Raw genomic sequence first — 15,394 nt, 5'->3', positions numbered from 1 at the left:
CGACAACAGGGGGTGACCACCGGATGGTGGTCACCCCCTGACGTATGCCCTCAGCGACCCGGACTCCTCCGGCGTGCGGGGGCTCCGTGCCGGGCCTGCCCGGTGCATGGGGCGCCGGGCAGCCCGCCCTCGCGCTCACCCGGCGCCGCGCTCCCGGCCGATCCGGCCGTCACCCCCGCTGACCAGGCGCTGACGGCCGCCGCCAGGCCGGCCGGGCTGCCGAGACGCGCTGCTTCAGCGCCGTCCAGCGCTCCGACAGGACCCAGGCCACCCGCACGGTCGAACGCGGGGCGAGCAGCGCCCGCATACGGGTCGTCCGGCTCACCTTCGACGCCAGGTCGGCGCGGACCCCGCGGACCTCCTCCGCGAGGCCGGCCACCGGACGGGGACTCGGTGCGTAGAGGACCTGCTCCACCGCGTCCGCGACGCGGTGGACGGCCTCCGCGGCCGGAGGATCGAGTCGGCCGAGACGGACGATCCGGGCCGCGGTCCCGCGCGGTGTCCGGCTGTCGTCCGGCGCGATCCCGAAGTCCCACGCCATGTCGGTCAGTTCCTGCCATACCGCGAGGGTGTGCAGGGCCGTCTCCTCGTCCGACCGGCCGTGCCCGCCGAGCCGGACCGCTCGGGTCCGCAGCCGCCACAGCGCCGGGGCCAGCGGGATCAGCAGGGCCAGCAGCCCGCCGAGCGCCCAGGCCGGCGCCACGTACCAGCGGGGGCCGTGGTCGTCCGAGCCGAGGGCCGGCGCCGTGGACTCGCTCGCGCACAGCTCCGGGCGCCGGCCCGCGCAGCTGTCGCTCTCCGACGCGGACGGCGAGGGCGCCTCGCTCGCCGACTGCGAGGGGCGTGCCTCGTCCGGCTGCGCGCTGCTGGACGTGTCGGGCTGGGTGTACGACGGCACCGAACCACGGGTCGGCGTCGGCTCGAAGCGGGTCCAGCCCACGCCCTCGAAGTACAGCTCGGGCCAGGCGTGCGCGTCCCTGAGCCCCACCGACACCGTGCCGTCACCCTGCGGGGTGCCGGGCGCGAAGCCGACCGCGACCCGGGCCGGGATGTCCAGCGAGCGGGCCATCGCCGCCATCGCGAAGGAGAAGTGGACGCAGAAGCCCTCCCTGTCCTTCAGGAAACGGGCGATCGCCCCCGGACCGCTGCCCACCTTGACGGCGGTGTCGTACTGGAACCCGCCGGTCAGCGAGAAGTAGTCCTGGAGCTTGACCGCCTGGTCGTACTGGCTGGTCGCGCCCTGGGTGACCTCGCGCGCGGTGCGGGCGACCACGTCCGGCAGCGAGTCGGGCAGCTGGGTGAACTCGCGCCGCAGCGCGGTCGGCGCCTCGGGCGCGCTCGCCAGTTGCTTGGCCGTCGGCCGCACGTCCAGGGAGCGCACGGTGTAGGCGACGCCGCGCGTGGTCTGCCGGCGGTCGCCGACGACCGTCATGCCGAGCGGCTCGTACCGCCAGTCGCCGGGGATCTGCACACCGCTCGGCGGGTACGGCATCGGCAGCCAGTTCTGCGCGTACCAGTCGGCGGCCCGGACGGTCGTCGCGACCTCGGTGCGCTTGACGTCCGGACCCAGCCCGAAGGGGGTGGGGAACGGTTCGGGCACCGCCTCGATGGTCCGCTTGGACGGCTGCCACGTGGTGCCGTCGAAGTCGTCGAGGGACACGATCCGCAGGTACATGTTCGAGATGTCGGTGGAGTCGGTCCGCAGGGACAGGACCTGGCGGTCCTCCTCCACGTTCAGGCTGTCGCGCAGCGACACCAGCGGGTTCACGGCGGAGATCGTCCCGCCGTTCCCGCTGCCGGCGCCGATCCCCGTGCCCGCCGGGCCGAGCAGGCCGTCGTTCATGGCGGGCAGGGCCAGCGGCACCGCCAGGGCGATGCCCAGGGCGACCGCCCCGATCCGCCGTCCGGTGCGCACCGGCGCCACCGCCGCGCCCGGCGCCGCGCCGGGGTGGCGCGGGGCCCCGCTGAAGACCCGGCCCCACTGCGAGAGCCGGTCGCGCCCCTCGGCCAGCAGCAGCATCAGATAGCCGACGGCGGCGACCACGAACCACAGCCCGTCCGCCGCCCCGTCGGACAGCCCGGCGGCCACCGAGTACAGCGCGAGCAGCGGCAGCCCGGCGGGGGCGGCGCTGCGGTACGTCACCGCGACGGCGTCCACCGCGAGCCCGATGACCAGGACACCGCCGACCAGCATCAGCCTGATGCCCGGCGTGAGCGGGGCGGGGGCCGAGTAGTGGCTGACGTCCTCGCCGCCCGCCCGCAGCAGGTCGCCGAAGTGACGGAACGCCTCCGGTCCCGGGACCACCCCGAGCACGGCCTGGCTGCTCGCGAACGCCAGGGTCAGCAGCGCCAGCGCGACGACGGCCTGGGCCGCCACGGTCAGCGGCCGGGCCAGCGGCACCCGCCGGGTCAGCATGCCCACCCCGGTCTGGATCGCCAGCAGCAGCGCCGCCTGCACCAGCCAGCTCACCGACATGACCAGCGGCAGCAGGGCGCAGGACGCCATCAGGGTGGCCGCCGCGGCGCACAGCGCCATCCGTGTCCGCCCGCTCATCCCCGTGCCTCCCCGCCCCCGGCCGCGGCGAGCCCGCTGCGATCCCGGTCCGCCTGCCGCCACATCTCTTCCAGCGAGGCGCCGCGCGGCACGCCCAGGACCGTCCAGCCGGCCTCGCGCAGCAGGTGCAGCCGCTCCTCCTGCCGGGAGGTCAGGGGCCCGGGGACGTCCGACGCCTCCCGCATCCAGCTCCCGCTGTCCAGCACGAAGGCGATCGCGCCCCCGCTGCGCTGCCGCATCCGGGCGGCCACCGCCGCCTGCTCCTCGTCCAGGTCGCCGAAGAAGGCGATCAGAAGTCCCTCGTTGCCGCCGCGCAGCACGTCGTACGCGCGCGACAGGCCGGTGCCGTCGGAGTGGTCGATCACCGCGAGGGTGTCCATCATCAGCCCGGCGGCGTCCGCCGACTCCTGGCTGGCGCCCGCGAACCCGTCCGCGCCCTCGCCGGGCACCGACGAGCCGGTGTCGGTCAGCAGCCGTACGGAGAAGCCCCGCTCCAGCATGTGCACCAGGACGGAGGCCGCGCCCGAGACGGCCCACTCGAACGCCGAGTCGGGGCCCGCGCCCTGGAAGGCGTCGCCCCGGGTGTCCAGCAGCACGGTGCAGCGGGAGCGCTGCGGCTGCTCCTCGCGGCGCACCATGAGTTCGCCGTAGCGGGCGGTGGAGCGCCAGTGCACCCGGCGCAGGTCGTCGCCGTAGCGGTAGCCGCGCGGGATCACGTCGTCCTCGCCGGCCAGCGCCAGGGAGCGCTGCCGCCCGTCGCCGTACCCCTTCGCCTCGCCGCCGAAGCGGACCGGCGGCAGCGGCTCCACGCGCGGGACGACGGTGAGGTCGTCGTACGCCGAGAAGGAGCGGGTCAGCTCGCACATGCCGAACGGGTCGCTCAGGCGCAGCTGCAGCGGGCCCAGCGGGTAGCGGCCGCGCAGGTCCGAGCGCACCCGGTAGGACACCTCGCGCCGGCCGCCGGCCTCCACGCGGTCCAGCACGAAGCGGGGCCGGGGCCCGAGGACGTAGGGCACCCGGTCCTGGAGCATCAGCAGTCCGGTGGGCAGCCGGGAGACGTTCTCGATCCCCAGGTGCACGCGGGCCTCGCTGCCCGCGGGCACGCGCGCGGGGGACAGGCGACGGCTGGCCGCGACCCGGTAGCGGGTGCGGTACAGCACGGTCGCGCAGACCAGAGGCAGCACGGCGAGCAGCAGCCCGACGCGCAGCAGATCGCTCTGGCCGAGCACATAGGCGCAGACGGCGGCCGCGACGCCCGCGGCGAGGAACGACCGCCCGCGCGTGGTCAGACCGGCCAGTGCCGTGCGGACCCCGCTGTGGTCACCGCGGTCCGCGTCGGCCGGGCCGGCCTCGCCGAAGGTCATCCCAGCCTCCGCGGCGGCTGCCGGCCGTACGCGACGGCGCCGCGGCCGAGACCTCCGAAGCCGCTCTGCTGGTGGGGCGCCGCGGGCACCGGGGTGCGCTGCAGGATCTCCTGGACGACCTGCTCGGAGGTACGGCGGTTGAGCTGGGCCTGCGCGGTGGGCAGCAGACGGTGGGCCAGGACGGCCGAGGCGAGGGCCTGGACGTCGTCCGGCAGCGCGTAGTCCCGGCCGCTGAGGGCCGCCGACGCCTTCGCCGCGCGCAGCAGGTGCAGCGTCGCGCGCGGGGAGGCGCCGAGTCTGAGGTCCGGGTGGATGCGCGTGGCCGCGACCAGCTCCACCGCGTACCGGCGCACCGGCTCGGCCACGTGGACACCGCGCACGGCGTCGATGAGCTTGACGATGTCGTGCGCGTGGGCCACCGGCTGGAGGTCCTCCAGCGGGGACACCCCGCCGTGCACGTCCAGCATCTGCAGCTCGGCCTCCACGCTGGGGTAGCCGACGGACACCCGGGCCATGAAGCGGTCGCGCTGGGCCTCGGGCAGCGGGTAGGTGCCCTCCATCTCGACCGGGTTCTGCGTGGCCACCACCATGAAGGGGCTGGGCAGCTCGTAGGTCTGTCCGTCGATGGTGACCTGGCGCTCCTCCATGGACTCCAGGAGCGCGGACTGGGTCTTCGGCGAGGCGCGGTTGATCTCGTCGCCGATGACGATCTGCGCGAAGATCGCGCCCGGTTTGAACTCGAAGTCCTTGCGCTGCTGGTCCCAGATGGACACGCCCGTGATGTCGGACGGCAGCAGGTCGGGCGTGAACTGGATCCGCCGCACCGAACAGTCGATGGATCGCGCCAGCGCCTTGGCCAGCATGGTCTTGCCCACGCCGGGGACATCCTCGATCAGAAGATGCCCCTCGGCGAGCAGTACGGTCAGCGAAAGCCGTACGACCTCGGGCTTGCCCTCGATCACACCCTCCACCGAACTGCGGACTCGCTCCGCTGTGGCGGTCAGATCTGTAAGGCTCGCTCGATCGTCATAGGTCGTCACCCGGCCCTCCTCGGCCCGTTCTTCCCGGGCCGACACACGGCGGACCGGCCCTCCCCTGAAACACGGACACCACGCGGGAAACGTTCCGCGTGCTGCCACACTCGCATTCTTGCTGCCGTTACCGATTCGTGTCACTCGACTGTGGACAACTGCCTGCGTTATGTCGGTCTTAGGGGTTTTTGTACGCGCCGGAGCGCGAAATCGACAGTGGAACGACAGGTGAGACCGAAGGCCGCCAGGGGTGCCCTCGGTGTCACCACGGGGGGTGCGGCGCCGGGCTCAGGCCGCGTCGACCTCGCGCAGCAGGCCCGTCTTCACGTCGAAGACGAAGCCGCGCACATCGTCCTTGTGCAGCAGGAACGGCGAGGTGCGCACCCGCTGCATCGACTGACGGACGTCCTGGTCGACGTCCCGGAAGGACTCCACCGCCCACGCCGGGCGCTGGCCGACCTCCATCTCCAGCTCGTGCCGGAACTCCTCGGTGAGGGACTCCAGACCGCAGTTGGTGTGGTGGATCAGCACGACGCTGCGGGTGCCGAGCGCCCGCTGGCTGATGGTGAGCGAGCGGATCACGTCGTCGGTGACGACACCGCCCGCGTTGCGGATGGTGTGACAGTCGCCGAGCTCCAGGCCCAGCGCGGCGTGCAGGTCGAGACGGGCGTCCATGCACGCCACGATGGCCACCTGCAGGACCGGACGGGCGTCCATGCCCGGGTCGGCGAATTCGGCCGCGTACCGCGCGTTGGCGTCGACGAGCCGGTCGGTGACCGTCCCGCTGCGGTCTGTCGCGCTGTCGGAGCCGGCAGGAATCGATGCAGAGGTCGTCATACCCATGACGGTACTGGTCACTTCGGCGCCGGACCCCTCGTGAGAGGGGACAAAGAACGTCATCGAGGCTGGTTGTGAGCTAACCCACAGGGGTGGTGTGAGTGCCCCCATACGGGCGGTTTCGCCGGCCGGGCGGCGTCACCGAGACCCGGGGCGGCGACGCGCAGGCCGGTTGATTGACCGCGCGACACCGTGGACTAAAGTGACGCGAAGCGGGAGGCGAGACTCCCCCTGCTGGACAGCAAACCCCGGAGGCTCCGGCGACTTTCCGGAGACCTCCCCGCGTGCGCGGCGCGTACGTATGGCTCGGCCTCCTCCCGCTCCCGGTCGGCTGACGCTCCAGGCGCCGGCGGACCGCCCCTTCACGAGCGGCGGGAGACCCGGCGGTGCGTGCGCCGCCGGATCTGAGAGGGCCCCAAGAGTGAAAGGGCGCGAAGCGCTTCCGAACACGGACGGCGGGCGACGGGAGGACCGGCACGTCCCGGTGATGCTCCAGCGGTGCCTCGACCTGCTGGCGCCCGCGCTGGAGGAGCCGGGAGCCGTCGTCGTCGACTGCACCCTCGGGCTCGGCGGGCACAGCGAGGCCCTTCTCCGGCGCTTCCCCGAGGCCCGGCTCGTCGCGCTCGACCGGGACACCGAGGCGCTGCGCCTGTCCGGCGAACGGCTCGCGCCCTACGGCGAGCGCGCCCACCTCGTGCACGCCGTCTACGACGAGCTCCCGGACGTCCTCGCCCGCCTCGGCATCCCGCGTGTCCAGGGCGTCCTGTTCGACCTCGGCGTCTCCTCCATGCAGCTCGACGAGGCCGGCCGCGGCTTCGCCTACGCGCAGGACGCCCCGCTCGACATGCGCATGGACCAGACCACCGGGATCAGCGCCGCCGAGGTCCTGAACACCTACCCGCCCGGTGAGCTCGTCCGCATCCTGCGCGCCTACGGCGAGGAGAAGCAGGCCAAGCGGATCGTGGCCGCCGTGGTGCGCGAGCGCGACAAGGAGCCGTTCACCAACAGCGCCCGGCTCGTGGAGCTCATCCGGGACGCGCTGCCGCAGGCCGCCAAGCGCACCGGCGGCAACCCGGCCAAGCGCACCTTCCAGGCGCTGCGCATCGAGGTCAACGGCGAGCTGTCGGTCCTGGAGCGGGCGATCCCGGCGGCCGTGGAGACACTCGCCGTGGGCGGGCGGATCGCCGTGCTGTCGTACCACTCGCTGGAGGACCGGCTGGTCAAGCAGGTCTTCGCGGCCGGCGCGGCAAGCACCGCCCCGCCCGGGCTGCCGGTCGTGCCCGAGCGCTACCAGCCCCGGCTCAAGCTGCTGACACGCGGTGCCGAACTTCCCTCGGAGGAAGAGGTCGCCGAGAACCGCCGTGCCGCACCGGCGCGGCTGCGCGGCGCCGAGCGCATCAGGGAGTCCATCGAATGACGGACGGCAGGCAGGGGCGGACGCCCGGTCCCGGGCAGCACGCAGCCGGGCCGGAGCACCGGATCAGGGAGGGCGCGTGAGCAGCAAACCCGAACTGAGGGGCCGGGCGGCCCGGCTCGCCCGGCTCCTGCCCGCCGGGGCCGGGCGAGCCGCCCGCGCCCCCTTCGTCCTCCTCGTCGTCCTCCTCCTCGGCGGCGGACTCATCGGGCTGCTCGTGCTGAACTCCGCCATCAGCGAGGGCGCGTTCCGGCTGGACGACCTCGAACGGCAGACGAAGTCCCTCACCGACGAGGAGCAGTCCCTGCAGCGCGACATCGACGCCTACTCCGCGCCCGACGCCCTCCAGCGCCGGGCCCGTGAACTCGGCATGGTGCCCGGCGGCGACCCCGCGTTCCTCGGCCCCGACGGCACCGTCAAGGGCGTCCCCAGCATCGCGGCCGTCGACCCCGCGGCCGCGCGCGAACCGCTCGTGCTCGCCCCCGAGGCCCTCGCCGGGGACCTCGCGACGCCCGGCGCGGCACCCGCCGAGCCCGACCCGTCCGCCGCGCCGCCGCAGGGCACGCCCACTGCGGCCCCGTACCCCTCCGACGCACAGCCCTCCCCGTACCCGACCCCCGGCAGGTGACGGAAGTGTCCGACAGGGAACCGCGTCGCCGCCGTGTGCCCGGCCCCGCGAAGCCCGCCCACTCCGGCGGCGTCCAGCGGCGCCCGGGACCCGGCGCGCGCCCGGCCCGCCGACCGGCCCGGCCCCGCCCCGGCGCCCGGGACACCATCCGGCTCGGCAGCCCCCGGCCCCGGCTGCGCATGGTCGGCCTGGCCCTGACCCTCGTGCTGAGCGCCTTCGTGCTGCGCCTGCTCCAGGTGCAGGGTGTCGACGCGAGCACGTACGCCGCCAAGGCCCAGAAGAACCGCTACGTCGGCTACACCCTGGCCGCCGAGCGCGGCGGCATCACCGACCGCAACGGCGTGGCCCTCGCGACCAGCGTCGACGCGTACGACATCACGGCCGACCCCACCCTCTTCAGCCGCGAGCAGCTCGGCGTCGACGACGGCCCCGAGCAGGCGGCCGCCCTGCTCGCACCGATCCTCGGGCAGGAGCAGGACGCGATCGTCAGGAAGCTCCGGCCGGCGAACAAGAACCTGCGCTACACCCTGCTGGCCAGCCGCCAGACCCCGCAGGTCTGGAAGCAGATCAAGGACCTGAAGACCGCGCTGGCCACCAAGTCCGAGGCCGACAAGGCCACGGTGAACGTCCTCGGCGGCGTCCTGTCGGTCGCCAGCAGCAAGCGGGTGTACCCCAACGGCGACCTCGCCGCCGGGATACTGGGCTGGGTCAACGCCGACGGCAAGGGCGGCGGCGGTGTCGAGCAGCAGCTGAACGGTGAACTGTCCGGCAAGGACGGCGAGATCCGCTACGCCCAGTCCGGCGGGCGGCAGGTCCCCACCGTCAACGCCACCGAGACCCCGGCCGTGCCCGGCAGCGACGTCGAGCTCACCATCGACCGCGACATCCAGTGGGCCGCGCAGAACGCGATCACCGAACAGGTCGCGAAGTCGAAGGCCGACCGCGGGTACGTGATCGTCCAGGACACCCGCACCGGCGAGGTCCTCGCCATGGCCAACGCGCCCGGCTTCGACCCCAACGACCTGTCCGAGGCCAGCGGCGCCAACATGGGCAACGCGGCCCTGCAGGACGCCTACGAGCCCGGCTCCACCGCGAAGGTCATGTCGATGGCCGCCGTGCTGGAGGAGGGCGTGGCCACCCCCGGCACGTACGTCGTCGTACCGAACCGGCTGCACCGCGGCGACCGACTCTTCAAGGACGACATCGACCACGAGACCTGGCACCTCACGCTCAACGGCGTGCTCGCCAAGTCCAGCAACATCGGCACGATCCTCGCCACCGGCCAGCTCGGCAAGACCCAGCCGCAGGCGAACAAGGTCCTGTACGAGTACCTGCGCAAGTTCGGCCTCGGCAGCTACAGCGGGCTCGGCTTCCCCGGCGAGACGCCGGGCATCCTGGCCGCGCCCGGCAAGTGGTCGACGTCGCAGCAGTACACGATTCCTTTCGGCCAGGGCCTGTCCCTCAACGCCATGCAGGCGGCGTCCATCTACTCGACGATCGCCAACGGCGGTGTCCGCGTCGAACCCACGCTCGTCCGCGGCACCAAGGGCCCCGACGGGCAGTTCACCGAGGCGTCCAAGCCCAGGAAGACCCGGGTGATCAGCGCGAAGACGGCGAAGACGCTCGCGCGGATGCTGGAGTCCGTCGTGGACGACCGCGAGGGCACCGGCACCAAGGCACGCATCCCCGGCTACCGCGTCGCGGGCAAGACGGGGACGGCGAACCGAGTGGATCCGGCCACCGGCAAGTACCGCGGCTACACCTCGTCGTTCGCCGGCTTCGCACCCGCGGACAAGCCCCGGATCACCGTCTACTGCGCCATCCAGAACGCCACCCAGGGCAACTACTTCGGCGGCCAGATCTGCGGCCCCATCTACAAGGAGGTCATGGAGTTCGCGCTGAAGACCCTCCAGGTCCCGCCGACCGGAGCCAAGCCCGCCAGCCTTCCGGTCTCCTACAAACCCTGACCACCTGATCAGCACCGAGCAGCCAGGAACCGCCCCGTGACGACGATCACCCCCGACCCCGGGAACCACGGCACCTCCCGCCCCTCACTTCGCCCGCAAGGGGGTACTCCCGGTACGCTCACCGCCGTGCCACACGCTGATCAGTCCCAAACCACCCAGAAGGGGCACCCCGTGACGTATCCGGGACCGCCCAGGCCGGTACAGGTCGCCGCCACACCCCTGGCGGATCTCGCCGATCAGCTGGGTGCCGCCGCGCCGGCGCAGCCGGACGGCCCCGCCGAGGTCACGGGCATCACCCATGACTCGCGTGCCGTCCGCCCCGGCGACCTGTACGCCGCCCTCCCGGGCGCCCGCCTGCACGGCGCCGACTTCGTGACCCAGGCCGCCGGCCTCGGCGCGGCCGCCGTGCTGACCGACCCGACCGGCGCCGAACGCGCCGCCGCGACCGGCCTGCCGGTCCTGGTCGTCGACGACCCGCGCGGCCGGATGGGCGAACTCGCGGCCACCATCTACGGCCGGCCGGGCCGCGACCTGCTCCAGATCGGCATCACCGGCACCTCGGGCAAGACCACCACCGCCTACCTCGTCGAGGGCGGCCTCAGGACGGCCCGCTCGACCGGCCTGATCGGCACGGTCGAGATGCGCATCGGCGACGAGCGGATCAAGTCCGAGCGCACCACCCCGGAAGCCACCGACCTCCAGGCCCTCTTCGCCGTCATGCGCGAACGCGGCGTCGAGGCGGTCGCCATGGAGGTGTCCAGCCACGCCCTGGTGCTCGGGCGGGTCGACGGCTGTGTCTTCGACATCGCCGTCTTCACCAACCTCAGCCCGGAGCACATGGAGTTCCACTCCGACATGGAGGACTACTTCCAGGCCAAGGCGCAGCTGTTCACCCCGGCGCGCAGCCGGCTCGGCGTGGTCAACCTCGACGACGACTACGGCCGCAGGCTCGTGAAGGAGGCCGGCGTCCCGATCGTCACCTTCTCGGCCGAGGGCCACCCCGACGCCGACTGGCGTGCCGAGGACGTCCGGATCGGCCCCATGGACGCGCGGTTCACGGTGATCGGCCCGAAGGACGAGCGGATCGCGGCCACCTCGCCGCTGGCCGGGCCCTTCAACGTGGCGAACACGCTCGCCGCGATCGTCGCCCTGGCCGCGGCCGGCCTCGACCCGCAGACCGCCGCCGACGGCATCGCCGCCGTACCGGGCGTGCCGGGCCGGCTGGAGCGCGTGGACGCCGGGCAGCCGTACCTCGCGGTCGTGGACTACGCCCACAAGACCGACGCCGTCGAGTCCGTGCTCAAGGCCCTGCGCAAGGTCACCGACGGCAAGGTGCACGTGGTGCTCGGCTGCGGCGGTGACCGGGACAGGACCAAGCGGGAGCCGATGGGCGCGGCCGCGGCGCGGCTCGCCGACACCGCCGTCCTGACCTCCGACAACCCCCGCTCCGAGGACCCCCTCGCGATCCTCGCGGCCATGCTCCGGGGCGCCGCCTCCGTGCCGGCGCACGAGCGCGGCGAGGTGCAGGTCTTCGAGGACCGGGCCGCCGCGATCGCCGCGGCCGTCGCCCGCGCGCAGCCCGGGGACACGGTGCTGATCGCGGGCAAGGGCCACGAGCAGGGCCAGGACATCGCCGGGGTGGTCCGTCCCTTCGACGACCGCCAGGTACTGCGCGAAGCCATCAAGAAGACCCAGGGATGAACTTGTGATCGCCCTCTCTCTCGCCGAGATCGCAGAAGTCGTCGGCGGGCAGACGTACGACATACCGGATCCGTCGGTCCAGGTCACCGGATCCGTCGTCCGGGACTCCCGTGAGGTGGAGCCCGGCAGCCTCTTCGTCGCCTTCGTCGGCGAACGCGCCGACGGCCACGACTACGCCGAGGCGGTCGTCGCGGCCGGCGCCGCCGCCGTCCTCGGCTCACGCCCGGTGGGCGTGCCCGCCATCGTCGTGCCGGACGTCCAGAAGGCCCTCGGCGCCCTCGCCCGCCACGTCGTCCGCCGGCTCGGCGCGACCCTCGTGGCGCTGACCGGCTCCGCCGGCAAGACCAGCACCAAGGACCTCATCGCCCAGGTGCTCCGCCACAAGGCGCCGACCGTGTTCACGCCGGGCTCGCTCAACAACGAGATCGGACTGCCCCTCACCGCCCTCAGCGCCACCGAGGAGACCCGCTTCCTGGTCCTGGAGATGGGCGCGCGGGGCATCGGACACATCCGCTACCTGACCGAACTGACGCCGCCCAAGGTCGGCCTGGTGCTCAACGTCGGCACCGCGCACATCGGCGAGTTCGGCGGGCGTGAGCAGATCGCCCAGGCGAAGGGCGAACTCGTGGAGAGCCTGCCCGAGGACGGGACCGCGGTCCTCAACGCCGACGACCCCCTCGTGCGGGCCATGGCCTCCCGTACGAAGGCGAAGGTGGTCCTTTTCGGAGAGTCCGACGAAGCGGACGTTCGCGCCGAGAACGTGCGACTCACGGACAGCGGACAGCCTTCCTTCGTGCTTCACACACCCTCCGGGTGCAGCGATGTGACCATGCGCCTGTACGGTGAGCACCACGTGTCGAACGCGCTCGCCGCGGCCGCCGTCGCCCATGAGCTGGGCATGTCCGCGGAAGAGATCGCCACCGCGCTCTCCGAGGCGGGCTCCCTCTCCCGCTGGCGGATGGAGGTCACCGAGCGCCCGGACGGCGTGACGGTCGTCAACGACGCCTACAACGCGAACCCCGAGTCCATGCGAGCCGCTCTGCGTGCGCTCGCGGCGATGGGCAAGGGGCGCCGGACGTGGGCGGTGCTCGGCAAGATGGCCGAGCTCGGGGACGAGGCGCTCGCCGAGCACGACGCGGTCGGACGGCTCGCCGTCCGGCTCAATGTCGGCAAGCTCGTCGCGGTCGGGGGCAGGGAAGCGTCCTGGCTGCAACTGGGCGCATATAACGAGGGTTCGTGGGGTGAGGAGTCGGTGCACGTGTCCGACGCACAGGCGGCGGTCGACCTGTTGCGCAGCGAGTTGCGCCCAGGGGATGTCGTGCTCGTGAAGGCGTCCCGTTCGGTCGGTCTGGAGAGCGTCGCCGAGGCGCTGCTCGCGGGCGGTACCGAGGGTGAGGTCGCCGCCCGATGATGAATCAGATCCTGTTCTCGGGTGTCATCGGTCTGTTCCTGACCCTGGTCGGCACTCCGCTGCTGATCAAGCTGCTGGCCCGCAAGGGCTACGGCCAGTACATCCGGGACGACGGCCCGCGCGAGCACCACAGCAAGCGCGGTACGCCGACCATGGGTGGTATCGCGTTCATCCTGGCGACGATCGCCGCCTACTTCCTGTCGAAGCTGATCACCGGCAAGCCGCCGACGTTCTCCGGCATCCTCGTGATCGGCCTGATGGCCGGCATGGGTCTGGTCGGCTTCCTGGACGACTACATCAAGATCGTCAAGCGCCGTTCGCTGGGTCTGCGGGCCAAGGCGAAGATGGCCGGCCAGCTGCTCGGCGGCATCGCCTTCGCGGTCCTCTCGCTCCAGTTCGCGGACAACCGCGGCAACACCCCGGCGTCCACCAAGCTCTCCTTCGTGCAGGACTTCGGCTGGTCCATCGGCCCGGTGCTGTTCGTCGTCTGGGCGCTGTTCATGATCCTGGCCATGTCCAACGGCGTGAACCTGACGGACGGTCTGGACGGCCTCGCCACCGGTGCCTCCGTGCTCGTCTTCGGCGCCTACACGTTCATCGGCGTCTGGCAGTTCCAGGAGTCCTGCGCCAACGCGCAGACCCTGACCAACCCGGGCGCCTGCTACGAAGTGCGCGATCCACTCGATCTCGCCGTCGTCTCCTCGGCGTTGATGGGCGCATGCCTCGGCTTCCTGTGGTGGAACACGTCCCCCGCCAAGATCTTCATGGGTGACACCGGTTCGCTGGCCCTCGGTGGCGCGCTCGCCGGTCTCGCCATCTGCTCGCGCACCGAGCTGCTGCTCGCCATCCTCGGCGGCCTGTTCGTGCTCATCACCATGTCGGTGGTCATCCAGGTCGGTTCGTTCCGCCTCACGGGCAAGCGCGTCTTCCGTATGGCGCCACTCCAGCATCACTTCGAACTCAAAGGCTGGTCCGAAGTCCTCGTCGTGGTCCGCTTCTGGATCATTCAGGGCATCTGTGTGATTGTCGGACTGGGCCTCTTCTATGCGGGATGGGCAGCGGACAAGTGACCGACTGGCAGGGGAAGAACGTCACCGTCGCCGGGCTCGGCGTCTCCGGCATCCCGGCGGCCAAGGTGCTGCACGGCCTCGGCGCGAACGTCACCGTCGTCAACGACGGTGACGACGACCGGGCCCGTGCCCAGGCCGCCGAACTGGAGGCGCTCGGCGTCACCGTGCGACTCGGCGACGGGGCGACCCTGCCCGACGGCACCGAACTCGTCGTCACCGCGCCCGGCTGGAAGCCGGACAAGCCGCTGTTCGAGGCGGCCCGCGCGGCCGGCGTGGAGATCTGGGGCGACGTCGAACTCGCCTGGCGGCTGCGGGGCCCCGACGCGGCCCCCTGGCTCGCCGTCACCGGCACCAACGGCAAGACCACCACCGTGCAGATGCTCGCCGCCATCCTGCGCGCGGCCGGCCTGCGCACCGCCGCCGTGGGCAACATCGGCGTCTCGCTGCTCGACGCCGTCCTCGGCGAGGAGCCGTACGACGTCCTCGCGGTGGAGTTGTCCAGCTACCAGCTGCACTGGGCGCCGTCCCTGCGCGCCCACTCCGCCGCCGTGCTGAACCTGGCGCCCGACCACCTCGACTGGCACGGCTCCATGGAGGCGTACGCCGCCGACAAGGGCCGTGTCTACGAGGGCAACCGGGTCGCCTGCGTCTACAACGTGGCCGACAAGGCCACCGAGGACCTGGTGCGCGAGGCGGACGTCGAGGAGGGCTGCCGGGCCGTCGGCTTCACCCTCGGCACCCCGGGCCCCTCCCAACTCGGCGTCGTCGAGGGCATTCTCGTCGACCGCGCCTTCGTGGAGAACCGGCACAAGAACGCCCAGGAACTCGCCGAGGTCTCCGACGTCACCCCGCCCGCGCCGCACAACATCGCCAACGCCCTTGCGGCGGCGGCCCTCGCGCGCGCCTTCGGGGTGCCCCCGCAGGCCGTACGGGACGGGCTGCGGGCCTTCACCCCGGACGCCCACCGCATCGCGCACGTGGCGGACGTGGACGGCGTCGCGTACGTCGACGACTCCAAGGCCACCAACACCCATGCCGCCGAGGCCTCGTTGGCGGCGTACGAGTCCATCGTGTGGATCGCGGGCGGACTCGCCAAGGGAGCCGAGTTCGAGGAACTGGTCGCCAAGTCCGCGCCGCGGCTGCGCGGCGCCGTGCTCATGGGCGCCGATCGCGCCCTGATCCGCGAAGCCCTGGCGCGACACGCGCCGGAAGTACCCGTCGTCGACCTCGAACGGACCGACACTGGGGCGATGCTCGCGGCAGTCCAGGAGGCGCGGCGGCTCGCTCAGCCCGGCGACACGGTGCTCCTCGCTCCGGCGTGTGCCTCGATGGACATGTTCGCCAACTACAACCAGCGCGGTGACGCGTTCGCGGCGGCGGTCCGCGAACTCGGCGCGGGCGCCTGACGGCGGGTCTC

At 72.6% G+C, this 15,394-nt stretch carries 11 protein-coding genes; 7 read left to right on the top strand and 4 right to left on the bottom strand.

Going from position 1 to position 15,394, the window contains the following annotated elements; genetic code table 11:
* Positions 1 to 169 precede the first annotated feature (169 nt).
* The 4 genes from ACFRAC_RS14000 to ACFRAC_RS13985 form a co-directional block, all read right to left on the bottom strand.
* On the bottom strand, positions 170 to 2,554 hold the full coding sequence (locus ACFRAC_RS14000; RefSeq protein WP_382924122.1) for a DUF3488 and DUF4129 domain-containing transglutaminase family protein: 2,385 nt from the start codon (positions 2,552 to 2,554) through the stop codon (positions 170 to 172).
* A complete protein-coding gene (locus tag ACFRAC_RS13995) occupies positions 2,551 to 3,918 on the bottom strand; it encodes a DUF58 domain-containing protein (RefSeq protein ID WP_382924121.1) in 1,368 nt (455 codons plus the stop codon). The genes ACFRAC_RS14000 and ACFRAC_RS13995 overlap by 4 nt, the downstream gene beginning before the upstream one ends.
* A complete protein-coding gene (locus ACFRAC_RS13990; RefSeq protein ID WP_382924120.1) occupies positions 3,915 to 4,958 on the bottom strand; it encodes an AAA family ATPase in 1,044 nt (347 codons plus the stop codon). Before ACFRAC_RS13990 ends, ACFRAC_RS13995 begins: the two co-directional genes overlap by 4 nt.
* 279 nt (positions 4,959 to 5,237) lie before the next feature.
* Positions 5,238 to 5,786 carry a beta-class carbonic anhydrase gene (locus ACFRAC_RS13985; protein WP_382924119.1) on the bottom strand — a complete coding sequence of 183 codons (549 nt, stop codon included), beginning with the start codon at positions 5,784 to 5,786 and terminating at the stop codon, positions 5,238 to 5,240.
* A gap of 421 nt (positions 5,787 to 6,207) precedes the next feature.
* On the opposite strand from ACFRAC_RS13985, the gene rsmH reads away from it, so the two are divergent.
* The 7 genes from rsmH to murD all read left to right on the top strand — a co-directional run bounded on the left by rsmH (position 6,208) and on the right by murD (position 15,383).
* Entirely contained in the window at positions 6,208 to 7,203 is a 996-nt protein-coding gene (gene rsmH / locus ACFRAC_RS13980; protein ID WP_382924118.1) for a 16S rRNA (cytosine(1402)-N(4))-methyltransferase RsmH, read from the top strand.
* 76 nt (positions 7,204 to 7,279) lie between these two features.
* Entirely contained in the window at positions 7,280 to 7,828 is a 549-nt protein-coding gene (locus ACFRAC_RS13975; protein WP_382924117.1) for a septum formation initiator family protein, read from the top strand.
* A gap of 5 nt (positions 7,829 to 7,833) precedes the next feature.
* The gene (locus ACFRAC_RS13970) at positions 7,834 to 9,795 is read left to right on the top strand and encodes a peptidoglycan D,D-transpeptidase FtsI family protein (protein WP_382924116.1); all 1,962 of its coding nucleotides are present in this window, start codon (positions 7,834 to 7,836) and stop codon (positions 9,793 to 9,795) included.
* A 171-nt stretch (positions 9,796 to 9,966) separates the two neighbouring features.
* On the top strand, positions 9,967 to 11,496 hold the full coding sequence (locus ACFRAC_RS13965) for a UDP-N-acetylmuramoyl-L-alanyl-D-glutamate--2,6-diaminopimelate ligase (RefSeq protein WP_382924115.1): 1,530 nt from the start codon (positions 9,967 to 9,969) through the stop codon (positions 11,494 to 11,496).
* 4 nt (positions 11,497 to 11,500) lie between these two features.
* Positions 11,501 to 12,907: a UDP-N-acetylmuramoyl-tripeptide--D-alanyl-D-alanine ligase gene (murF, locus tag ACFRAC_RS13960; protein WP_382924114.1), complete on the top strand. Its 1,407-nt coding sequence runs from the start codon at positions 11,501 to 11,503 to the stop codon at positions 12,905 to 12,907.
* A complete protein-coding gene (gene mraY, locus ACFRAC_RS13955) occupies positions 12,904 to 13,977 on the top strand; it encodes a phospho-N-acetylmuramoyl-pentapeptide-transferase (RefSeq protein WP_055621619.1) in 1,074 nt (357 codons plus the stop codon). The genes murF and mraY overlap by 4 nt, the downstream gene beginning before the upstream one ends.
* On the top strand, positions 13,959 to 15,383 hold the full coding sequence (gene murD / locus ACFRAC_RS13950; RefSeq protein ID WP_382924113.1) for a UDP-N-acetylmuramoyl-L-alanine--D-glutamate ligase: 1,425 nt from the start codon (positions 13,959 to 13,961) through the stop codon (positions 15,381 to 15,383). Before mraY ends, murD begins: the two co-directional genes overlap by 19 nt.
* The last annotated feature ends 11 nt before the right edge of the window (positions 15,384 to 15,394 follow it).

This window comes from Streptomyces sp. NPDC056628, assembly GCF_042792555.1.
Taxonomy (GTDB): Bacteria; Actinomycetota; Actinomycetes; order Streptomycetales; family Streptomycetaceae; genus Streptomyces.
The sequence above is the reverse complement of the archived record's forward strand: the minus strand, read 5'-3'. Positions and strand labels throughout refer to the sequence as shown.